Source organism: Marivita hallyeonensis (assembly GCF_900129875.1).
Taxonomy (GTDB): Bacteria; Pseudomonadota; Alphaproteobacteria; order Rhodobacterales; family Rhodobacteraceae; genus Marivita; species Marivita hallyeonensis.
Window position 1 is genome coordinate 420,161 of the sequence record NZ_FQXC01000002.1, and the last position, 21,534, is coordinate 441,694.

General features: G+C 62.4%; 23 protein-coding genes. 7 read left to right on the plus strand and 16 right to left on the minus strand.

Annotated features, from left to right (window positions below; all coding sequences use genetic code 11):
- Positions 1-108 precede the first annotated feature (108 nt).
- The 13 genes from BUA42_RS07755 to BUA42_RS07815 are packed head-to-tail and all read right to left on the minus strand — an operon-like array spanning position 109 to position 11,440.
- Positions 109-528 carry a VOC family protein gene (locus tag BUA42_RS07755; RefSeq protein ID WP_072777126.1) on the minus strand — a complete coding sequence of 140 codons (420 nt, stop codon included), beginning with the start codon at positions 526-528 and terminating at the stop codon, positions 109-111.
- Positions 525-896 carry an NADH dehydrogenase gene (locus BUA42_RS07760; RefSeq protein WP_072777127.1) on the minus strand — a complete coding sequence of 124 codons (372 nt, stop codon included), beginning with the start codon at positions 894-896 and terminating at the stop codon, positions 525-527. The genes BUA42_RS07755 and BUA42_RS07760 overlap by 4 nt, the downstream gene beginning before the upstream one ends.
- Positions 893-1,669, minus strand: a complete 777-nt coding sequence (locus tag BUA42_RS07765) for a crotonase/enoyl-CoA hydratase family protein (protein WP_072777128.1) — start codon at positions 1,667-1,669, stop codon at positions 893-895. The genes BUA42_RS07760 and BUA42_RS07765 overlap by 4 nt, the downstream gene beginning before the upstream one ends.
- The gene (locus BUA42_RS07770) at positions 1,666-2,190 is read right to left on the minus strand and encodes a DUF6653 family protein (RefSeq protein ID WP_072777129.1); all 525 of its coding nucleotides are present in this window, start codon (positions 2,188-2,190) and stop codon (positions 1,666-1,668) included. Before BUA42_RS07770 ends, BUA42_RS07765 begins: the two co-directional genes overlap by 4 nt.
- Positions 2,190-3,044, minus strand: a complete 855-nt coding sequence (locus BUA42_RS07775) for a hydroxymethylglutaryl-CoA lyase (protein ID WP_072777130.1) — start codon at positions 3,042-3,044, stop codon at positions 2,190-2,192. Before BUA42_RS07775 ends, BUA42_RS07770 begins: the two co-directional genes overlap by 1 nt.
- A gap of 48 nt (positions 3,045-3,092) precedes the next feature.
- A complete protein-coding gene (locus tag BUA42_RS07780; protein ID WP_072777131.1) occupies positions 3,093-3,764 on the minus strand; it encodes a glutathione S-transferase family protein in 672 nt (223 codons plus the stop codon).
- Complete coding sequence (locus tag BUA42_RS07785) at positions 3,761-4,381, minus strand: glutathione S-transferase family protein (RefSeq protein WP_072777132.1); 621 nt, start codon at positions 4,379-4,381, stop codon at positions 3,761-3,763. Before BUA42_RS07785 ends, BUA42_RS07780 begins: the two co-directional genes overlap by 4 nt.
- On the minus strand, positions 4,378-6,318 hold the full coding sequence (locus tag BUA42_RS07790; protein ID WP_072777478.1) for an acetyl-CoA carboxylase biotin carboxylase subunit: 1,941 nt from the start codon (positions 6,316-6,318) through the stop codon (positions 4,378-4,380). Before BUA42_RS07790 ends, BUA42_RS07785 begins: the two co-directional genes overlap by 4 nt.
- A 12-nt stretch (positions 6,319-6,330) precedes the next feature.
- Entirely contained in the window at positions 6,331-7,932 is a 1,602-nt protein-coding gene (locus BUA42_RS07795; protein ID WP_072777133.1) for a carboxyl transferase domain-containing protein, read from the minus strand.
- 1 nt (position 7,933) lies between these two features.
- Positions 7,934-8,422, minus strand: coding sequence for a lysozyme inhibitor LprI family protein (locus BUA42_RS07800; RefSeq protein WP_072777134.1), 489 nt, complete (start codon positions 8,420-8,422; stop codon positions 7,934-7,936).
- A complete protein-coding gene (locus BUA42_RS07805; protein ID WP_072777135.1) occupies positions 8,419-9,981 on the minus strand; it encodes an AMP-binding protein in 1,563 nt (520 codons plus the stop codon). The genes BUA42_RS07800 and BUA42_RS07805 overlap by 4 nt, the downstream gene beginning before the upstream one ends.
- Positions 9,978-10,277 carry a hypothetical protein gene (locus BUA42_RS07810; protein ID WP_072777136.1) on the minus strand — a complete coding sequence of 100 codons (300 nt, stop codon included), beginning with the start codon at positions 10,275-10,277 and terminating at the stop codon, positions 9,978-9,980. Before BUA42_RS07810 ends, BUA42_RS07805 begins: the two co-directional genes overlap by 4 nt.
- Positions 10,277-11,440 carry an isovaleryl-CoA dehydrogenase gene (locus tag BUA42_RS07815; RefSeq protein WP_072777137.1) on the minus strand — a complete coding sequence of 388 codons (1,164 nt, stop codon included), beginning with the start codon at positions 11,438-11,440 and terminating at the stop codon, positions 10,277-10,279. Before BUA42_RS07815 ends, BUA42_RS07810 begins: the two co-directional genes overlap by 1 nt.
- 150 nt (positions 11,441-11,590) lie before the next feature.
- Here BUA42_RS07815 and BUA42_RS07820 point away from each other — a divergent pair, with 150 nt between their 5' ends.
- Positions 11,591-12,049, plus strand: a complete 459-nt coding sequence (locus BUA42_RS07820; RefSeq protein ID WP_178346876.1) for a pyridoxamine 5'-phosphate oxidase family protein — start codon at positions 11,591-11,593, stop codon at positions 12,047-12,049.
- A gap of 9 nt (positions 12,050-12,058) precedes the next feature.
- On the plus strand, positions 12,059-12,514 hold the full coding sequence (locus BUA42_RS07825) for a CreA family protein (protein ID WP_072777139.1): 456 nt from the start codon (positions 12,059-12,061) through the stop codon (positions 12,512-12,514).
- Positions 12,515-12,598: 84 nt separating this feature from the next.
- On the opposite strand, the gene BUA42_RS07830 is transcribed toward BUA42_RS07825, so the two are convergent.
- Positions 12,599-13,261 carry an HAD hydrolase-like protein gene (locus BUA42_RS07830; RefSeq protein WP_072777140.1) on the minus strand — a complete coding sequence of 221 codons (663 nt, stop codon included), beginning with the start codon at positions 13,259-13,261 and terminating at the stop codon, positions 12,599-12,601.
- A 105-nt stretch (positions 13,262-13,366) separates the two neighbouring features.
- On the opposite strand from BUA42_RS07830, the gene glmU reads away from it, so the two are divergent.
- From glmU to BUA42_RS07845, 3 genes are read left to right on the plus strand one after another with little or no spacing between them, the layout of a single operon-like run.
- The gene (glmU, locus tag BUA42_RS07835; RefSeq protein WP_072777141.1) at positions 13,367-14,716 is read left to right on the plus strand and encodes a bifunctional UDP-N-acetylglucosamine diphosphorylase/glucosamine-1-phosphate N-acetyltransferase GlmU; all 1,350 of its coding nucleotides are present in this window, start codon (positions 13,367-13,369) and stop codon (positions 14,714-14,716) included.
- Between the two features lie 4 nt (positions 14,717-14,720).
- Positions 14,721-16,538, plus strand: a complete 1,818-nt coding sequence (gene glmS, locus BUA42_RS07840) for a glutamine--fructose-6-phosphate transaminase (isomerizing) (protein WP_072777142.1) — start codon at positions 14,721-14,723, stop codon at positions 16,536-16,538.
- Positions 16,539-16,556: 18 nt separating this feature from the next.
- Positions 16,557-17,240, plus strand: a complete 684-nt coding sequence (locus BUA42_RS07845; protein ID WP_072777143.1) for a DNA alkylation repair protein — start codon at positions 16,557-16,559, stop codon at positions 17,238-17,240.
- Here BUA42_RS07845 and BUA42_RS07850 read toward each other — a convergent pair.
- Positions 17,229-17,729: a hypothetical protein gene (locus BUA42_RS07850; protein ID WP_072777144.1), complete on the minus strand. Its 501-nt coding sequence runs from the start codon at positions 17,727-17,729 to the stop codon at positions 17,229-17,231. The genes BUA42_RS07845 and BUA42_RS07850 overlap by 12 nt on opposite strands.
- 80 nt (positions 17,730-17,809) lie before the next feature.
- Here BUA42_RS07850 and moaA point away from each other — a divergent pair, with 80 nt between their 5' ends.
- Positions 17,810-18,814: a GTP 3',8-cyclase MoaA gene (gene moaA / locus BUA42_RS07855; protein ID WP_072777145.1), complete on the plus strand. Its 1,005-nt coding sequence runs from the start codon at positions 17,810-17,812 to the stop codon at positions 18,812-18,814.
- 272 nt (positions 18,815-19,086) lie between these two features.
- On the opposite strand, the gene BUA42_RS07860 is transcribed toward moaA, so the two are convergent.
- Positions 19,087-20,187 (minus strand): anhydro-N-acetylmuramic acid kinase, encoded by a 1,101-nt coding sequence (locus BUA42_RS07860; RefSeq protein ID WP_072777146.1) that lies wholly within the window; start codon positions 20,185-20,187, stop codon positions 19,087-19,089.
- A 54-nt stretch (positions 20,188-20,241) separates the two neighbouring features.
- Here BUA42_RS07860 and tyrS point away from each other — a divergent pair, with 54 nt between their 5' ends.
- Entirely contained in the window at positions 20,242-21,492 is a 1,251-nt protein-coding gene (gene tyrS, locus BUA42_RS07865; RefSeq protein ID WP_072777147.1) for a tyrosine--tRNA ligase, read from the plus strand.
- Positions 21,493-21,534 lie beyond the last annotated feature (42 nt).

Genomic DNA, 21,534 nt, shown 5'->3' on the forward strand with positions numbered 1-21,534 from the left:
GTGGGCAGGGTCAACCGCACCCAAAGCGCGATCACGTCAGGGAAATGCGTTTCGGTTCAATGTTTTACCGCCGATATTCGCGCCCGGAACGCGGAGTGCGGCAATAGGTCAGGTCTCCTCACCGTCACCGCTCTTTCGGCTGAACTCGACCAGGTCCCAAAGGTTCCCGTACAGATCCTCGAATACAGCGACGGTGCCATAAGGCGCGTGCTGCGGCGGTCGGACAAATCTCACCCCGCGTTCTGTGTAAAGCGCGTAGTCCCGTTCGAAATCGTCGGTCTGCAGAAACAGAAACACCCGTCCGCCAGTCTGATCGCCGACGAACCGCGCCTGTCTGTCATTCGATGCCCGCGCCAGCAGGACGGACGCCGTGCCAGGCCCCCGCGGCTTGACGACGACCCAACGCTTGTCCTGTTCCGGCTGATAACTGTCCTCGACCAACTCGAAGCCGAGCGTATCGGTGTAAAACCGGATTGCGTCTTCGTAATCGTCGACAACCACAGCCACGAGGTGCAGGGATTGGGTCATGCGGTCATCACGACGATCGCCAACGCCGCCATGACCGAGGTGACCGGTCCCCAAACGCGGCGTTCCTCCTCGCTTGGCGTGATCCAGTTCAGGACAGCAATGACACATGTCACACTCAACGCCACCCAGCCCGTCCATTGTGGCCATCCAAGGCCCGGAAACCCGGCCGCTGACAGGATGGCGAGTGCCATGAACAGAAGTACGGGGATCGACAGCGCGGCCATGAGGCGCCCCGACAGTGGCAACGCGCCGTCGTGTTTGCCGCCCTGCGTGTACCGGCCAAGCGGCAGACCGGCGATCAGTCCAATTTGAAAGAAAACCGTGGCAAGGCAAAAGGTTGCATAGAGGTGAGCTGCGGAAACAGTCATTGCCAATCCGGTTTGCGCTTGTCGAAAAACGCGCCCACCCCTTCGCGAGCCTCATCGGACTGCCAGCGCCGCGCAAGCGCATCGATGGCCATATCGATCTGTGCCTCGGTCACGCGGCCTGTCAGGTCCCGCATCAGCGCTTTCGCCTCGGCCACGGCCCCCGGCGCGCAGGACAGATAGGGCAACACCTCTGCCTCAACCGCCGCGTCCAGATCGCCCGCGTCAACCGTACGGCTGAGCAGGTTCAACCGTACGGCTTCGGCCGCATCGAAAAGACGCGCCGACATGAACACCTCGGACGCCCGCGTGCCGCCCATCCGGGCGATGACATAGGGGCCGATATTGGCCGGGATCAAGCCAAGCCGCGTCTCGGTGAAGCCCAGCTTGGTGCCATCCACACCAATCGCCACGTCGCAAACCGAAACAAGCCCGACCCCGCCGCCGAACGCGTTGCCATGTACCCGCCCGATCAGCGGTTGCGGCAGGTCGTAAAGCGCCCCAAGCATGGTTGCGATGCGGCGGCTTTCCGTGCGTCGGGTGTCCGGGTCCATGTCGAACTGCGCCCGCATCCAGGCCAGATCGCCGCCGGCGCAGAACGTTTTTCCCTCGGCGGCAAGCACAACAGCGCGGACCGATCCATCCTCCGCCAGATCACGTGCCGCCTTCTCCAACGCGGTCATCATTTCTGCCGACAGGGCGTTGTGCTTGTCGGCCCGAGCCAACGTCAGCGTCGCTACGCCGCGCGCATCAACGTCGGTCCGTATCAAGGTCATAGGCCATCCCCTTCATGCGTGATCCCAAGTACCGATGCTCCCCCTTGCAGGAACTCCTGATAAAGCCACACCATCCGGTCGAGAAACCACAACTTCGGCAGAATGGTCAGCACCGTACCCGCAAAGGTCCAGACAAGATCGAGCCTCCACAGACCTGCCACCAACAGGATCAGACCGGGCAGTGTCGACCACGATAGCACGTTGGCCATCCGGATGTGGTGGGCCGCGACGGTATCGCGGCGATTGAGAAAGACGTATTCCCCCAGAACCGCGCGGCTGGTCCAGGCATCGAAATTCCGAGGTTCGGGGAAAACGCGCGGATTCAACCAGATCCAGACCGCAACCGCCGCGAGCACAATCAATGCACCCCACCCGATCCAGACGCGGGACCAGATCGCTAGCGCGATGAGCGGCAATCCGGACAGGATGCGCGTCCAGGCCGACAATGAATTGGCATGCCGTCGCCAAACAGCATCGCTCATTCCCATCGACCGCTCTGTCACCTTATAGAACCCGGCCATCAGCCAATCCGCATCGCGCGCGCCATCTCGGCGGCCTCGGCGACGACAGTCATGTCCAGCCCATGCACGTAGCCCAGCGCCTCCAGCCGCGCCGCCACGGCCTCGGTCGCCACGTTACCGGCCGCACCCGGCGCATAGGGACAGCCGCCCAGCCCGCCCACCGCAGCATCGAAGACGCGCAGCCCAAACTCCAGAGATGCCTCGATATTGTCGCAGGCGAGCCCACCCGTGTCGTGATAATGGCCGGCCAGCTTATCGGCTGGCAATTCGTGCAAGACTGCGCGCAGCATCGCAACGATGCCGTCAGGTGTCGCACGGCCAATCGTGTCGCCCAGCGAGATTTCATAGCACCCCATGTCGCGCAGTTCGGCCACCACGCGCGCAACCGCTGACGGGGCCACTGGCCCGTCATACGGACATTCGACCACGCAGGACACATAACCGCGCACCGGCACCCCCTGCTCCAAAGCCGCGGACGCGACCGGGCGAAAACGATCCAGACTTTCGTCAATCGTCGCGTTGATATTCGCCTTGGAAAACCCTTCAGAGGCTGAACCGAAAATCGCCACCTCATCCGCCCTCGCGGCCATCGCCGCCTCAAAGCCCCGCATATTGGGCGTGAGCGCGGCATAAGACACTCCGTCAACCCGCGTGATGCCCCCCAGAACCTGGCCCGAATCCGCCATTTGCGGCACCCATTTGGGGCTGACGAAGCTGGCGCATTCGATCCGGCGGAATCCGGCGCGGGACAGGCAATCCACCAGCGCGATCTTCTCCGCCGTCGGGATCAGACGCTTCTCGTTCTGTAACCCGTCGCGCGGCCCGACCTCGAATATCTCGACTCGCTCAGACACCGCGCTGTCCCCCGGCTTCTTCTTTTTCCAAATATGCAGACACCACCCTCAGCCCCCCGTCTCCCACGCCGGGTAGAAGTCCTGCGTATAAAGCCGCGCGCGCGCATCCGGGAGCGATTTCTGGAACGCCTCGCGCTCGGTGATGCGTTCGTACCAGTCGGCCACCGCCGGGTGATCGTCCAGTTTGCGGAAATGCCGCGCCATGTAGACGGCCTGCCCCACGGACACGTCCGCCGCGGAAAAGCCACTGGTCAGCAGGTAATCACGGTTCTCGACCGGCGTCGACAACCGCGCTTCGATTGCGTCATAGCATTTGCCAAGCCGCGCCGCCTCCAGCTTCATCACGACCGGACTGCGCATGCTGTCATCGTAAAGCGCGACATGCTGCTGGGTCAGCGCCGCCGCATGCTGGCTAACCGTTTCCGCGAAATGCACCCAGACGAGCCACGCCATGCGGTCCGGGTCCTCCGGCCTGCGCCCCATATTGGCCTCGGGAAAGCGTTCACACAGGTACTCGGTGATCGCCCCCGTTTCAAACATGCGCTCACCGTCGATCTCCAGCGCAGGTACCCGACCAGCCGGAGACAAACTGAGGTATTCTGGATCACGCAAAGACTTGTCGAACGCGTGCAGGACAACCTCGAACTCGACACCCAACTCATAGAGCAGCCAAAGTGTGCGCATAGAGCGTGTCTGCGGACAGTGATGCAGTCGGATCATGCCATCGCCTCCGTGGTCTGGACAAAAGCCTGGGTTTCCGACAACGCGCCAAACCACCGCGCCAACGCCGCGTAGTCCTGCAAAAAGTCCTGCGCCGGGGCATACGCAACGAAACCCGCAATCATCGGGGCAAGATGCCAGTCCGCGCGAGTCCATGCCGTTCCATTGAGCACCGCACCTTCCGCTGCAATCGCGTCAAGCGCCGCCAAGACCCGTGGGGCTGCCGCCATGCCCTGTGCGATCTGGGACGCATCGCCGACTTCGCCCTCCGATGGTCGAAACACGGCATGGGCGTAGACCTGCCGGACCAAAGGCCAGTAGGCGTAGCTGTCAGCAATGCTGGCAACCTGCTGCACCCGCGCTGCAACGCGCGATTCATGTATCTGGTGGCCTGCAAACGCATCGAGATAAGTCAGGATCGCCGCCGTCTCGTAGAGCGTGAAATCGCCGTCCTTCCAGACCGGTACACGCCCGAACGGGTGCGGGCCATCCGGTGTGTCAAAGGGGTTCCAGGCCTCCCAATCGTACGCTACCCGGTGATGCGCTGCTGCCATGCGCACCGCGCGGGTGTAGACGCTGGGCGCGTAACCGATCAGTGTCGGGCGCAGCACCGTCACCCGTCTTCCGCCTCCAGCCGGATCAGCGCCGCCCCGGCCTCGACCTGCGCGCCGGCCTCGGTCATGACCTCTGCCACTGTACCATCGCGCGCGGCCAGCAGCGCGTGCTCCATCTTCATCGCTTCGAGGATCGCAAGGCGATCCCCTTGGGCGACGGTCTGACCGGCCTTTGCAAAGACCGAGCGTACGAGCCCCGGCATCGGGGCTTCGATCACATCGCTCGATGCGCCAGCGCCTGCCTCTACATCGAGTGGGTCGAGCCGTCTGACGCAGACCGGATGCGCGCCGAACACCGTCGCGGACGCACCGCTCACATGGACGCGGCGCAGAGGTTGCCCATCGATGCGCCAGCCATTGGCCCCGAACCGCGCTTCAACGACTTCGCCCCCCACATCCACGTCGATCTCGCCCGGTGCCCGCATTGTCACACGTACCGTGTCGGGGTCTCCGTCGATCTCGACCGGGACATCCTGCGCCACCGGAGCCCAGAGTGTGAAGCCGTCGAGCCGCGCGGGCGCGCGCTCGAGGCCGGTCAAAGCCAGGACAGCCTGCGCAATGACTGCCGGACCGGCCTCGGGCACCGCCGTCAGCGCGGCCATATCGCGCCCGATCAGGCCGGTATCAACCTCGCCGGTCGAAAACCCCTCGTGCCGCGCCAGCGCGCCGAGGAAAGCGAGGTTGGTCACAGTTCCCGCCACCTCGGTCTGTGCCAGCCCCTGTCGCAACTTGCGCAGTGCAATGTCGCGAGTGGTGCCGTGCACGATGACCTTGGCGATCATCGGGTCGTAATGCGGTGAGATCACATCGCCCGTTCGGACGCCCGTGTCGGCCCGCACATCCGGTGGAAAGACCAGATGTTGAAGTCGCCCGGTGGCGGGCAGAAACCCTGCGGGGACATCTTCTGCATAAAGCCGCGCCTCGAACGCGTGACCGGTGATCGACAGATCCTTTTGCGCGCATGGCAAAGGCGCACCCGCCGCCACGCGCAACTGCCATTCCACCAGATCAACGCCAGTGATCAATTCGGTCACCGGGTGTTCGACCTGCAAGCGCGTGTTCATCTCCATGAACCAGAACCCATCGGGGCGCAGCCCGTCGGAGCCGTCGACGATGAATTCTACGGTGCCCGCACCCTTATACCCGATTGCCTCGGCCGCACGGACCGCCGCCTGCCCCATCGCCTGACGCATCTCCTCGGTCATGCCCGGCGCTGGCGCTTCCTCGATCACTTTCTGGTGCCGCCGCTGCAGCGAGCAGTCGCGCTCGAACAAGTGCACGGCGCGGTCTCCATCGCCAAACACTTGCACCTCGATATGGCGCGGGCTGGTGATGAATCTCTCAATGAGCACGGCATCGTTGCCAAACGCGCCGCGCGCTTCGGCCTTGGCGCTTTCCAGGCCGCTGACGAAATCCTCGGCCCTCTCGACCAGCCGCATACCTTTACCGCCGCCGCCCGCGACGGCCTTGATGAGCACCGGATAGCCAATGGCCTCCGCCTCGACCTCCAGATGGCCGGGCTCCTGATCCTCGCCATGGTAGCCTGGCACCACCGGCACTCCAGCCTCTGCCATCAGCGCCTTGGCCGCGTCCTTCAGCCCCATCGCACGGATCGCCTTGGCGGACGGGCCGATGAAGACCAGACCCGCCGCCTCGACCGCATCGACGAAATCCGGGTTTTCGGACAGGAACCCGTAGCCCGGATGGATCGCTTGCGCACCGGTCTTGCGGGCGGCATCGATAATCGCGTCGCCGCGCAGGTAACTCTCCGCCGGGGTCGCGCCGCCCAAGGACACGGCAACATCCGCCATCTCCACATGGCGCGCCTGCCCGTCCACGTCGGAATGCACCGCCACGGTACGCACGCCGAGTCGACGGCAGGTATCAATCACGCGACAGGCGATTTCGCCCCGATTGGCTATGAGGATGGTGTCAAACATCGCCATCCCTCCTCACATCCGGAACACGCCAAAGCGCGTGTCTTCGATGGGTGCATTCAATGCGGCCTCCAGCGACAGTGAAAGAACAGCCCGTGTCTTGCGTGGATCGATGATGCCATCGTCCCAAAGCCGGGCCGAGGCATAGAGCGGGTGCGACTGCTCCTCGAACATGTCGATGGTCGGCTGCTTGAATGCGGCCTCGTCCTCTGTCGACCACGTGCCGCCGCCGCGTTCGATGGCGTCGCGCTTCACGGTTGCCAGCACACCCGCCGCCTGCGCGCCGCCCATGACGGAGATGCGACTGTTCGGCCATGTCCAGAGAAAGCGCGGCTGGTAGGCGCGGCCCGCCATCCCGTAATTGCCTGCCCCGAACGATCCGCCCACCAGCATTGTGATCTTCGGGACCGAAGTACAGGCCACCGCCGTCACCATCTTGGCGCCGTGCCGTGCGATACCTTCGTTCTCGTATTTCCGGCCCACCATGAAGCCGGTGATGTTCTGCAAAAATACCAGAGGGATCTTGCGTTGAGAGCACAGCTCGACGAAATGTGCGCCTTTTTGCGCCGCCTCTGAGAAGAGCACGCCATTGTTGGCGACGATCCCGACCGGCCAGCCATCGACATGGGCAAAGCCGGTAACAAGCGTCTCGCCAAAGCGCGGTTTGAACTCGTCGAAATAGGAGCCATCCACCACGCGCGCGATCACCTCCCGGATGTCGTAAGGCGTGCGCAGATCGCCCGGGACGACGCCGAAGATCTCGTCCGGATCATAGGCCGGGTCCTCCGCTGCCTGACGTAGACTGGACGTCCGTCCGGCACCCAACGACCCCACCGCCCGCCGGGCCAAAGCCAGCGCGTGCGCATCGTCCTCCGCCAGGTAGTCCGCCACACCGGATAGTCGCGTGTGCACGTCACCCCCGCCGAGGTCTTCGGCGGTCACGACTTCGCCGGTTGCCGCCTTCACCAAAGGCGGCCCGGCGAGGAAGATCGTACCCTGCTCTTTCACGATGATCGTCACGTCCGACATCGCGGGCACATAGGCTCCGCCTGCCGTGCAAGAGCCCATGACCACCGCGATCTGCGCGATGCCCTTGGCGCTCATCCGCGCCTGATTGTAGAAAATACGCCCGAAATGGTCGCGGTCGGGGAAGACCTCGTCCTGATTGGGCAGGTTCGCACCACCGCTATCGACAAGATAGATGCAGGGCAGATGATTTTCCTCGGCAATCTCTTGCGCGCGGAGGTGTTTCTTGACCGTCATCGGGTAATAGGTGCCGCCCTTCACAGTGGCATCGTTGCACACCACCATGACTTGTCGGCCCTTCACCCGGCCTACGCCAGCAATAGCTCCGGCGCACGGCGCAGCCCCGTCATACATCCCATGCGCCGCCGTCGCGCCAACCTCCAGAAACGGCGAGCCGGGGTCGAGCAGGTTCGCCACCCGGTCGCGCGGCAGCATCTTGCCCCGTGAGACATGCCGGTCGCGCGCCTTTTCACCGCCCCCGGCCGCGGCACGCTCCGCCACCTCTTGCACGACGCGCAGCGCATCGAGGTGTGCCGCTTCATTGGTCTTGAACTGCTCTGAAGACGCTATGGCCTGTGATCGTAGTTTCATCTCATTGCCCCCGCATGTCGCGCAAATCGATCGCGCGCTGTGCCGTCATTGTCAGGTGGCAATTCGCGGCAACGATGGTGCGGATCGTGCCGCCCTTCCAGATCGCGTAGCGGGCCGCGCAATCGGCATCCCGAAACGCGATCCACGCGCGCTGCGCATCCCGCAAGCTGTCGGTGCGGTCCATGACCGGTGACAGACCCTCTGCATCGGCCATGGCGTTCAATTCCTGCGTAACCACGTATTGCTCATTCAGGATCGCATCCCATTCGGCTGTCTCCGCCTGTATGCAAGCGGAAATCCCGATGGTCGTCGCTCCGCCCGGGCGTTCCTGACACAGGCCAGACGCTTGTCCCAGACAAGGTGGGTAAAGCGCTCCAATCCCCGTATTTTCAAAGCAGTTCCGCACGATCTGTGGATCGATCCGCATGTCCTGTGCAACGGCGGGCAGCGGCATGCAGATGAGCCATATCGACGTCATTATCTTCTTCATGGCCGCCCTTCCTTGATGGCGCGTGCCTTCAGGTCTTTGCGGATCACCTTTCCCGTGACGGTCATTGGCAGCTCATCCAGGAACTCGATCTCTCTTGGATATGAATAGCTTGCCAGGCGATCCTTAACCCATGCCTGAAGATCGGCTTCCGACACGTCGGAGCCTGCCTTGCGCACGACATACGCCTTCACGATCTCGGTCCGCAGCGCGTCAGGCTTGCCCACAACGCCGCAGGTGGCGACATCTGGATGGGTCAGCAGGCAATCCTCGATCTCGGCCGGGCCGATGCGGTAGCCGGAGGAGGTGATGACATCGTCCTCCCGTCCAACAAAGCGGATCGTGTCGCCCTCTTTGACACCGCGATCCCCGGTGAGCATCCAGTCGCCACGGAACTTGGCCTTCGTGGCGTCCGGTTTCCGCCAGTATTCCAGCATCATCGACGCCGATCCCCGCCGCACCGCGATATCGCCCTCACCTTCGCAGGGCAGTCCGTCGGGTCCGATCACAGCAACCGGATGCCCTGGCACTGCACGCCCCATCGCGCCGGGAACCGGATCAAAAGACGCGGCACAGGACGACACGATCATGTTGCATTCGGTCTGTCCGTAGAATTCGTTGATCGTGGTCCCGAAGGCATCGCGGCCCCATGCGAGCATTTCAGCGCCGAGCGGTTCGCCGCCGCTTGCGACGGATCGCAGGCCATCGATCCTGGCATCCGCCGCCTTGAGCATCCGCAGCGCGGTCGGCGGGAAGAAGACGTTGCGCACGCCCGCGGTCGCGCAGATGCGCTGGCACTCTTCGACTGAGAACTTCTGCATCCGCGCCGCAACTACCGGCACGCCCAGCGCAAGCCCCGGCATCAACACGTCAAACAACCCACCGATCCAGGCCCAATCGGCAGGCGTCCAGATCACATCGCCCTCTTGCCCGAGGAAATCGTGGCTCATCTCGACCCCCGGCAGATGGCCGGTCAGCACCCGATGCCCGTGCAGCGCGCCTTTGGGTTTTCCCGTGGTGCCGGACGTGTAAATCAGACAGGCCGCATCGTCGGGTCCGGTTTCGACCATGGCACGTGTGCCGCCTGACGCACCCAGATCGCTTCGCGTGATCGTGGCGACACCCAGTCCGGCCAGTTGCACGACGCCTTCAAGGTCAGTGACCACAACGCCCAGATCCGCGTCATCGATCCGGGTTTTCAAGGCGTCGGTCCGGAACAGTTTGAAGAGCGGAACCGAGATCGCGCCCAACCGCCACGCTGCGATATGGGCGGCGGCACAGAGCGGCGATTGCGACAGGAGCACGCCGACGCGGTCCCCCTTCATCACCCCGCGCTCGATCAGGGCGGTCTCCACCTGCCGCGAGCGATACCAGAGATCGCCATACGTCACGCGCCGCGTATGCTCCGGCGTCACCTCGATCAAGGCGACACGGTCCGGCTCCGTCACGGCCCAGCCATCGCAGACCTGCTGCGCCATGTTCAGGATCGGCGGCAAATCCCAGTCGAACCGCTTGCAGAGCGCCTCGTAGGACGCAGGCTTGAGCATCGGGCGCGTCGTCATATCGACGGCCTTTGGCTGGCTGCATCGGTGGAAATCAGAGCCCCGAAGCGGTTCACGTGGTAGGAGATGCTACCGCAGCGCACGGTGATCCACGCGCCGTCCACCTGGCCCGCCAACCCGACACAATCTCCAACGCGCGCCTCGGGTCCGCCGTCCTGCGTCAGATAGCGATTTGCGTAGGCATTGATCACGTCGGTCTCCGTTATCGTGGCGGCGATCCATCCGTAGCGGAACGCCAGCAAAGCGCCAACGAGCGTGACAAGGCCAAGCGGCACAAACCACGCCCAGCGCGGCATCACCGCATCGCCGCCATCATTTCCCGTCCCACCAGCATCCGCCGGATCTCGGACGTGCCTGCGCCGATCTCCATCAGTTTGGCGTCGCGGAAGATGCGGCTCACCGGCGCGTCAGACAGGAAGCCCGCGCCACCCATCGCCTGCACCGCCTGATGCGCCTGTTTCATCGCTTCTTCGCTCGCATAGAGACAGCAGGCCGCGGCGTCCTGCCGGGTCACGTCACCCCGGTCACAGGCCTTGGCAACCTCATAGACATACGCGCGAGCCGAGTTCATCGCGGTATACATATCCGCCATTTTGCCCTGCATCAGTTGGAAATTGCCAATCGGCTGACCGAATTGCTTGCGTTCGGCCATGTACGGCATGATTTCGTCCAGACAGGCGGCCATGATGCCAAGGCCAATACCGGCCAACACGACGCGCTCATAGTCCAGGCCGGACATCAGCACGCGGACACCCTTGCCCTCTTCGCCCAACACGTTCTCGAACGGCACTTCTACGTCCTCGAATACGAGCTCTGCCGTGTTCGATCCACGCATGCCAAGCTTGTCGAAATGCGGGCTGGTCGAGAAGCCTTTGAATGTCTTTTCGATCAGGAACGCTGTGATCCCCTTGGACCCGGCGTCAGCGTCGGTCTTTGCATAAACCACCAGCGTGTCCGCATCCGGGCCGTTGGTGATCCAGTATTTGCTGCCGTTCAGACGGTAGTGATCGTTGCGCTTTTCCGCGCGCAATTTCATCGACACGACGTCCGATCCCGCCCCGGGTTCCGACATCGCCAGCGCGCCGACATGCTCACCCGATATTAGCTTCGGCAGGTAAGTCGCTTTCTGGTCTTCGTTGCCGTTCAACTTGATCTGGTTCACGCAAAGATTGGAATGCGCGCCGTAGGACAGGGAAACCGACGCGGACGCGCGGGCAATCTCCTCAATGGCAACGGTATGCGCGAGATAGGACATGCCCGCCCCGCCATACTCTTCATCCACCGTGATGCCCAAAAGGCCGAGCTCGCCCATCTCGGTCCAGAGCTCGGATGGGAAGGCGTTCGAGCGGTCGATCTCCGCCGCCATCGGCTTCACGCGCTCCTGCGCCCAGCGATGCACCATCTCGCGCAGGGCGTTAACGTCTTCCCCAAGATCAAACTGCATGGTCGCGTTGAACATGCGCCTCTCCCCAAAGCGATTTATTGAACACTTGTTCAAATCTTAGTGGAAGTCATCCTCTCAGGTCAAGCGCAAGGAACCTGTGGTGGCCGCCCGCGTTGGTGTCGCGAACGAGATCAATATGCGAAAGGGCATAACATGACCGCCGACATGACCGACACATTCTGGAATAGACTGAGCAAAATCCGCGCGGTGATGCTCGACGCGGGCACCGGAAGCCCCGTTCCAATGGCCCCGATCGCGCGCCAGGAGGACGGCGCAATCTGGTTCATCACCTCTTCCGACCACGACACATTTCAAGCGTCCAAAAACGGCGCTGCCTCTGACATCTACCTGTGCGATTCGTCCGGTCATATGTACGGAACGGTCAAGGGAACGTTGTCGGCTTCTGACGACACAGACAAACTGGACGAGCTGTGGACGCCGATGGCCGCCGCCTGGTTCAAGAACGGGCGCGAGGATGACTCGGTACGTCTGATGAAATACACTCCGCGGGAAGCCGAGGTGTGGGTGACCGATGGCACCGTCAAATATCTGTTTGAGACGATCAAGGCGAACGTGACCGACGACACGCCCGATACCGGAGATTACGGCGTCATTCATTTCTAAGGAGTGTCCATGAAACGATTTGGGATCGCCGGCCTTTTGGGCCTGATCGCAGCGACATCGGCTAACGCTGAGCAGGTCGGCGAGGTTGGGGTCGATTGGGTCGGTAACGACATCATAATCGAAGCCATCGCGGATCCGGATGTGGCGGGCGTGACTTGCCACATCGCGTATTTCGAGCGCGGCATCATCGACCGTCTGAGCAAGGGCAACTGGTTCGAAGACCCGTCGAATGCATCAATCGCGTGCCGTCAGACGGGTCCGATCACGATCGGCAATATCGACCGGAGCGACAGCGGCGAAGACGTGTTCCGGACGTCCCGGTCTATTATCCTCAAGTCATTGCGCGTCAAACGTATCTTCGATGAGGCCAATCAGACGCTGATCTATATCGCTCATGCGGCGGAATTGACCGATGGGTCGGCCAAAGTGTCGATGTCGACCGTACCGCTTTATGGATCAGACTGACGCCTGTCGTTGTATTGATCCGAAGTATACTCGTCTGAAACTCCTCGGGTCTTGCCCGAGGAGTTCGGCTTTAGGCCCGACACCTCACCTGAGAAGTCGGTTCGCCACACCCGGAAGTTCATCGAAATGTTGGATGATTGCGTCCGGCTCCAAGGCAGCCATATCTTCGCCAGACGGGCCGAAGCCCACCAGAACGCAAGCCACACCTACCGCGCGCGCCGTATCGCGGTCGGTTTTCGTATCTCCGATTAGACAACTTCGCGCGACGACACCGCCTGCCCGTTCGACGGCCGCCACGTAAGGCGCGGCGTCGGGCTTCCGTGTGGGCAAGGTATCGGCTCCTACCAGTGACCCGAACGCGGCGCGGACGCCAAGCCGGGACATCAGCGTTTCGGCCAAACCCTCCGGCTTGTTCGTGCAGATGCCCACAACCATCCCGTTCGACTTGAGCGTCTCCACCGCCTCCATCGCGCCGGGATACATGACCGTATGGACATCCAAGGCGTCACCATAAGCGCTCAGAAGCTCGGGATACCACGTCTCCACCAGATCGGCGGAATACTGCCCAGCCCGCTCCAACCCAAGCGTCAGCATCGCCTTACCACCGCGCAAAGCCGTTCCCGCATCGGTTGCCGGGTCGAGCCGTGTGTCAAAGCCCATGCGTTCAAAGCAATGGTTGGCCGCTGCGATCAGGTCACCGCTTGTGTCCGCAAGCGTGCCGTCGAGGTCGAAAATCACCGTGCGCACCGCGTCTCTCCTGTCACAACTCGCAATCTAGTGTGAAATTAGCTGCCTTGCGGCACTGGGCCAGACCGATAAAAGGAGCGGAGGCAAAACACAAAGAGAAACCTGATGAGCATAGCCTTGGTCATCCTTGCTGCGGGCAAAGGCACGCGGATGGAGTCCGACCTTCCCAAAGTTCTGCACAAGATCGGCGGCGCGCCGATGTTGCACCATGCGATGCTGTCGGCGTCGGCGCTTGAGCCCGAGCGCACGATCGTGGTCACGGGGCACGAGGCGCAGCTCGTGGAAGAAGCCGCACGCGCCTTCGACCCGGACGTCATCACTGTCCATCAGGCAGAGCAGAACGGAACGGCGCATGCAGTTGCGCAGGCCAAAGACGCGCTTGATGGGTTCGACGGCGACGTGATCGTTCTGTATGGCGACACCCCTTTCATCACGACCGAAACGCTTGAAGCAATGACCGCGGCGCGTGCGCAGCATGACATCGTTGTGCTGGGCTTCGATGCGGAAGACCCCGCACGCTATGGTCGGCTCATCCTTGAAGGCGACACCCTCGCGCGGATCGTTGAATACAAGGAAGCGACCGAAGCGGAGCGTGCGGTCACGCTGTGCAATTCGGGTGTCGTCTGCGCGTCCGCAACAATGCTCTTCTCGCTCATCGAAGCCGTCGGCAATGATAATGCGGCGGGCGAGTATTACCTCACCGACGTGGTCGGTATTGGCAGAGACCGTGGTTTATCCGCGACCGTCGTGACCTGCGATCAGTCAGAAACGCTTGGCATCAATTCTCGAGTGGAACTGGCGCTGGCTGAGGCTGCCTTTCAAGCCAACACGCGCCAGACGCTGATGGAAAACGGGGTGCAGATGCAGGCCCCCGAGACCGTCTTCTTATCGTTCGATACCGTCATCGGCCGCGATACGGAGATTGAACCGAACGTTATCTTTGCCGCCGGCGTCACCGTCGAGTCCGGTGCGCGGATCCGGGCTTTCAGCCACCTCGAAGGCGCACATGTCAGTCGTGGCTCGACCGTGGGTCCCTTTGCCCGCCTGCGCCCCGGCGCGGAACTTGCCGAAGACGTCCACGTCGGCAATTTCGTGGAAATCAAGAACGCGCATCTCGACGAAGGCGCGAAGGTCAATCACCTGACCTATATTGGCGACGCCAAGATCGGGGCCCGGACGAATGTTGGCGCGGGCACCATCACCTGCAACTACGACGGGGTGATGAAGCACAAGACGACCATTGGCCGTGACACCTTCATCGGGTCGAACACCATGCTCGTGGCCCCGGTGACAGTCGGGAACGAAGCCATGACGGCGACCTCGACCACGGTCACCAAAGACGTCCCCGATGGCGCGATGGCCATCGCCCGGACCGAGCAGCAAAACAAGAAAGGCTTTGCGCGCAAACTGTTTGCGATCCTCCGCGCCAAGAAAGCCAAACAGGCAAAAGGGTAACGATATGTGTGGCATCGTCGGCGTATTGGGTCAGCACGAAGCGGCCCCCATTCTGGTAGAGGCGCTCAAACGGCTGGAATACCGCGGCTATGACAGTGCGGGGATTGCGACGGTCAACAACGGCACGCTCGACCGGCGTCGCGCGGTGGGCAAACTCGTCAACCTGTCTGACCTTTTGGTCCACGACCCGCTTCCCGGCAAGTCCGGCATCGGGCATACCCGCTGGGCCACCCACGGCGCGCCGAACGCAAACAACGCCCACCCGCACCAGTCCGGTCCGGTGGCTGTCGTGCACAATGGCATCATTGAGAACTACAAGGAACTGCGCGCCGAACTCGCCGCGTATCAGATCACGCCAGAGACCGACACCGACTCCGAAACCATCGCGCTTTTGACGCATCACTACATGAAGCAGGGCATGACCCACGTGGATGCCGCCCGCAAATGCCTGTCGCGCCTTGAGGGGGCTTTCGCGCTTGCATTTCTTTTCGACGGTGAAGACGACCTGATTGTCGCCGCCCGCAAGGGCAGCCCTCTTGCCGTTGGACATGGCGACGGCGAGATGTATGTCGGCTCCGACGCCATCGCTCTGGCTCCGCTGACCAACCGCATCACCTATCTCGAGGAAGGCGATTGCGCCATCCTCACCCGGCAGACGCTTGATATCTTTGATGAGTCCGGCACCCGCGTCACCCGCGAACTGCGCGAAGTGAGCCTTGATGCGTCACGCGTGGACAAGGCCGGGTTCAAGCATTTCATGGCCAAGGAGATCGCCGAACAGCCGACCGTGCTTGCCGATGCGTTGCGCGGATACCTGAATGGCAACACAATCTTCTTGCCCGACACCCTGCCCGATTTCGCCAAGGTCGACCGCCTTGTGATGGTGGCCTGCGGCACGGCTTATTACGCCTGCCTCACCGCCAAATACTGGTTCGAACAGATCGCACGCCTGCCCGTCGAGGTGGATATCGCATCCGAGTTCCGCTACCGCGAGCCCCCCATTTCCAAAGGCACGGTGGCGATTTTCGTCTCGCAATCCGGTGAAACCGCCGACACGCTTGCCGCGCTGCGCTATTGCAAAGGCAAGGCCGAAACAATCCTATCCGTGGTCAATGTCGATCAGAGCTCGATTGCCCGCGAAAGCGACGTGGCCCTGCCCATCCACGCAGGTGTCGAAGTGGGGGTCGCTTCGACGAAGGCCTTCACCTGTCAGCTCAACACGTTGCTTTTGCTCGCGTTGAACGCCGCAAACCAGCGCGGCACGATCAGCGACACGGATTTGGCATCTACGCTGTCAAACCTGAGGGCCTTGCCGGGTTTGTTCAACGCAGCGCTCGACCGAGACCCGGTCATGGCCGACGCCGCGACGCAGATCGCCGAGGCGCGCGACGTTTTGTTCCTCGGGCGCGGTCTGATGTATCCGCTCGCTCTCGAAGGCGCGCTCAAACTAAAGGAAATCAGTTATATACACGCCGAAGCTTATGCATCAGGTGAACTGAAGCATGGCCCCATCGCGCTAATCGACAAGACCGTACCAGTGGTCGTCATGGCGCCGCGCGACGCGTTGTTCGAGAAGACGGTGTCGAACATGCAGGAAGTGATGGCGCGCGGCGGTCGTGTCTGCCTGATCACCGATGCCGCCGGTGCCGAGGCTGCGGGGGACGACGTCTGGCGCACGGTCGTGTTGCCCGAAGTCGACCCGATCCTGACCCCGCTTCTCTACGCCCTACCCGCACAGCTGCTGGCGTACCACGCCGCTGTCGCCAAGGGCACGGACGTCGATCAACCGCGGAACCTCGCGAAGTCCGTTACGGTCGAATGACGGGACACGCGTGACGCCATGACCCGAGACGACGCGCTGACGCAGCTGAAGGCGCTGGCAGAACCGGGACGTGCGGAGCAGATGGCGGCCTATCACAAGGTGCCGCGTCGATATCTTGGTGTCGCAAATCCTGACACCGATACTTTGGTCCGTGAGTGGCGCCGGTCGCTCGACCTCGAAACCCGTTTGAAACTCGCCGAAGACCTTTGGCAGACCAATATCTTCGAAGCCCGGGTCGCGGCCGCCAAGCTGCTCACCCAGGCGCGGATCAAGCCATCCGACAAAGGCGCTTGGTCGTTGATCCAAAGCTGGGTTCCCGATTTCGATAGCTGGGCCATCGCGGATCACGCCTGCATTGCCGGTCAGAAACGCCTCATCGCTGACCCCGGCCGGCTGGACACGGTCGAGACCTGGACAAAAAGCGACCACTTGTGGACCCGACGTGCGGCGCTTGTGATTACCCTGCCCTGGACCAAGCAGAACCACCCGTCACAATCGGAGTTGGAGGCGCGCGACCGCATCCTTGGATGGGCCGCAGGCTATGTGGACGACCCCGAATGGTTCATCCAGAAAGCGGTCGCATGGTGGTTGCGAGACCTGTCCCGACACGACCCGGACCGCACGCGCGCGTTTCTGGTGCGCCACGCCGATCGGATGAAACCATTCGCCCGCAAAGAAGCCGCTCGCCTTCTACCCGCCTGAGAACACCTGAACTTCGACCAGACCGGTCAAAGGTGCCCCGACCAGGCGCATGGCGGGCAACGACATGCGGCTGCCCGCCGTCGCCGGCCCGTCAATCGGGATCAGCTCGACCTGCGCCGATTGTCCCGTCCCGGGATAAAGAACGCGCCCCTGCCCGGCAGAGGACACCAAAGGCGTCTCGATCCAGAAGCCTGGACGCGCCGGATCGCCCAGCGACACGATCGTTGCCCCAACCGATCGCTCGGCAGTGCCGGTTGCGGCAGCGGCTGCCTGCCGCTCTTCCGCAGTTGTCGTGTCGAACTCCTCGACGGTACGGGCGGTCACCGGTGGTGTGCGAACGGCGGCCTCGACCACACCGGGCCGCGCCTGCGGTCGCATCTGCCCATCGGAGTCTGTCGCTGAGTTCGGCGTCCCTATCGGCGGAAACAGCCCCGTGCCACATCCGGTCAGCATCAAACACACTCCAAAAATCGCGAACTTTTTCTGCATGCCAGCCTCCGACCTTCGTCCTGTTTTTCGCCGCTGTCATATACTTGCCCAGCTTCCGGCGAAAGGCTAGGCTCCCCGGCATGACACCGCTCATTGATCCCTTCCAACGCGCGATCAACTATCTGCGCGTCTCCGTCACCGACCGCTGCGATTTCCGCTGCGTCTACTGCATGTCGGAGAACATGACCTTCCTGCCAAAGAAAGAGCTTCTGACGCTGGAAGAGCTTGATCGCATGTGCTCGACCTTCATTCGTCTGGGCGTTGAAAAGCTGCGGATCACCGGCGGCGAGCCGCTGGTGCGGCGGGACATCATGACCTTCTTCCGCGCGATGACGCGCCACCTGGACGAGGGGACGCTCAGGGAGCTGACGCTGACAACGAACGGGTCACAACTCGAACGCTTCGCAGGCGATCTCTACGACGCGGGCGTGCGCCGGGTGAACGTGTCGCTCGACACGCTGGACGAGCAGAAATTCGCGGATATCACCCGATGGGGGCGTCTGCCGCAGGTGCTCAGCGGCATCGACGCGGCCCAGAAGGCAGGATTGCGCGTCAAGATCAACGCGGTTGCGCTGAAGGGCTTCAACGAGGATGAGCTTTTCACCATGACCGAATGGTGCGCCGCGCGCGACATGGACCTGACCTTCATCGAGGTCATGCCGATGGGCGATATCGGCAACGAGGATCGGCTTGGTCAATATTGGAAGCTCAGCGATCTGCGCGACGAATTGAGCAAGGAATACACACTGACCGATCTGCCCGAGCGCACCGGCGGCCCGGCGCGCTATGTCCGGCTGGAAGAAACCGGCCAGAAGGTCGGCTTCATCACGCCGCTCACGCATAACTTCTGCGAAAGCTGCAACCGCGTACGACTGACCTGCACAGGGGAGCTCTTCATGTGCCTCGGGCAGGAAGACAACGCCGACCTGCGCAGCGCGTTGCGCAACCACCCGAAAAGCGACCAACCGCTGGAGCAGGCCATCCGGGACGCGATCGCGCTCAAACCCAAGGGACACGATTTCGACTATTCCCGCCAAACAGTCGATGGCCGCGTCTCACGCCATATGAGCCATACCGGCGGCTGAAGCGTTGCGTGTACGAGGGGCCAGCCCCTCGCGCTCCCCGAGGTATTTGCGAAACAGAGAAGACCCGCCTCTTACACTATGGCAACGGGCTTATTTTGGTTTGCCGAGGGCGCATCCAACCTTCACCGCAGGCACGATGACGCAATGAACGCGGCACCATTGTGGTCTTCTCTGTTTCAGAAATACCTCGGGGTTTGGGGCAGAGCCCCAATCGCTGGATGCGCCGGAGGCGCAGACGGCCAGAGCAGCGCGCCGAAGGCGCACAATTTCCCTCAGTTACGGCTGACGATCCCGCCTCCCACCGGCGCCCTGACGCCGGTCGTTCCCGGGGCCGACGTGGGCAATCCGCGTATCACACGCACTGCGAGATAGGCAAAGGCTTGCGCCTCGAGCATGTCGCCATCGAGGCCGACCACCTCCACGGGGCGTACCGGGCAATCCAGCGCCGTCTCCAGCATGGCCATCATCACCGGGTTCTTTCGCCCGCCACCCGTGACAAGCACTTTTGACGGTGGGACGGGGCAGTGTTCCATGCCACGCATCACGGCGGCCGCGGCCATCGCCGTCATCGTGGCCGCAGCGTCTGCATCGCCCAGTTCCCGCACCAGATCGAGCATCAGGGAAAAGTCATTCCGATCGAGTGACTTCGGCGGCATCTTGAGGAAATACCCTTCGTCCAGGAACAGCTCCAAAGCGCCATCCACGACGTTTCCCTGCGCCGCCAATGCACCGTCCTTGTCGAAGGGCACGCCACGCCGTTCCATCATCAGATCGTTGATCGGTGCGTTCGCCGGTCCGGTGTCGAACGCAAGAAGTGCGCCGTCTGCTTCTGGCGCATCCGCGTGCGGATCGACCCAGGTCAGATTGCCCACGCCACCGAGGTTCAGAAAGGCCAGCGGTGCGTCAGCTTTTATCCATTTCGCGCAGGCCCAATGGAAGAACGGTGCGAGGGGCGCACCCTGCCCCCCCAACTCCACGTCAGAGGATCGGAAATCCGATACAACTGTGCCCCCCAAGGCCGCCGCAAGCGCAGCGCCATCGCCCACCTGATGCGTTCCCCGCCCCTGCGGCTCATGCGCCAATGTCTGACCGTGAAATCCCACCACGTCTGCCCCGTCGAAGCCCCGCAGCGCGGCGAGATGCGCATCGAGAACGACATGTTCGGCCGCGGCCACATCCTCGTCGCCGGGCCACTGCCCCAGGGCCGCGCGCAGGATGGCCTGTTCCTCTGCGGAATAGGGGCGATAGCCCGAAGCTCCGAACTCCGAGATGGTCCGCCCATCGGTGCGGATCATCGCCACGTCCACACCGTCCAACGACGTGCCTGACATCGCGCCCAGCGCCCATATGGGTTCCGCCAACTTGCCCTTCACCTTTGCCCCTCGCGCCCCTATAGCTGCCGCCACTATCTATAACGAGGCAATCACATGACCTACCATCCCAAATCGGACTTCATGGCCACCATGATGCAGCGCGGCTTCCTTGCCGATTGCACCGATTATCAGGGCCTTGACGAGGCGCTGATCAAGGGGGTGGTGCCGGGCTATATCGGTTTTGACGCCACAGCGAAATCATTGCACGTGGGCAGTCTCATCCAGATCATGATGCTGCGCTGGTTGCAGAAGACCGGGCACAAGCCGATCACGCTGATGGGGGGCGGGACGACAAAGGTGGGCGACCCCAGCTTCCGCGCAGACGAGCGTCCGTTGCTGACCCCGGAAGAAATCGACGCCAATATCGACGGCATCAAGCAGGTCTTTGCAAAGTACATCTCGTATGATGACAGCGAAACCGGCGCGTTGATGCTGAACAATGCGGAATGGCTGGACGATCTCAACTACCTCGATTTCCTGCGTGACATCGGGCGGCATTTCAGCGTCAACCGCATGCTGTCCTTCGAGAGTGTGAAATCCCGCCTCGACCGCGAGCAAAGCCTGAGCTTTCTCGAATTCAACTACATGATCCTGCAGGCCTACGATTTCCTCGAACTGAACCGCCGCTACGGCTGTCTGGTACAGTTCGGCGGATCGGACCAGTGGGGCAACATCGTCAACGGGATCGACCTCACACGCCGGGTGCTGGATCACGAGATCTACGGCCTGACGTCGCCGCTTCTGACCACCAGCGATGGCAAGAAGATGGGCAAATCGGCCGATGGTGCCGTGTGGCTGAATGCCGACATGCGCTCGCCCTACGAGTTCTGGCAGTTCTGGCGCAACACGACGGATGCCGATGTGGGCCGCTTCCTGAAACTCTATACCGAGTTGCCGGTCGACGAATGCGACCGCTTGGGTGCGCTTGCCGGGTCCGAGATCAACGACGCAAAGATCATCCTCGCCAACGAGGTCACCACCCTTTGCCATGGAGCCGAGGCCGCCGCAGCCGCCGAAGCCACCGCGCGCGAGGTGTTTGAGAAAGGCGGCATCGGGGAGGACCTGCCGACCGTTTCGCTGACCGATGACGAGATCGGCGACGGCATCTCCGTGGTGCAGTTGATCGTGAAAACAGGATTGGCGAAGTCGGGCAAGGAAGCAAAGCGCCTGATCGCCGAGAATGGCGCTAAACTGGACGACGCGCCGCTGACTGATGCCGGATTGATGATCGACGCAGCCGCGCTTGTACAGCCGATCAAACTCAGTGCCGGAAAGAAGCGGCACGCCTTGGTCAAGATGGGATGATCCCGCGCAAGCGCGTTATCCTTGCAAAGCGGCACCGCCATT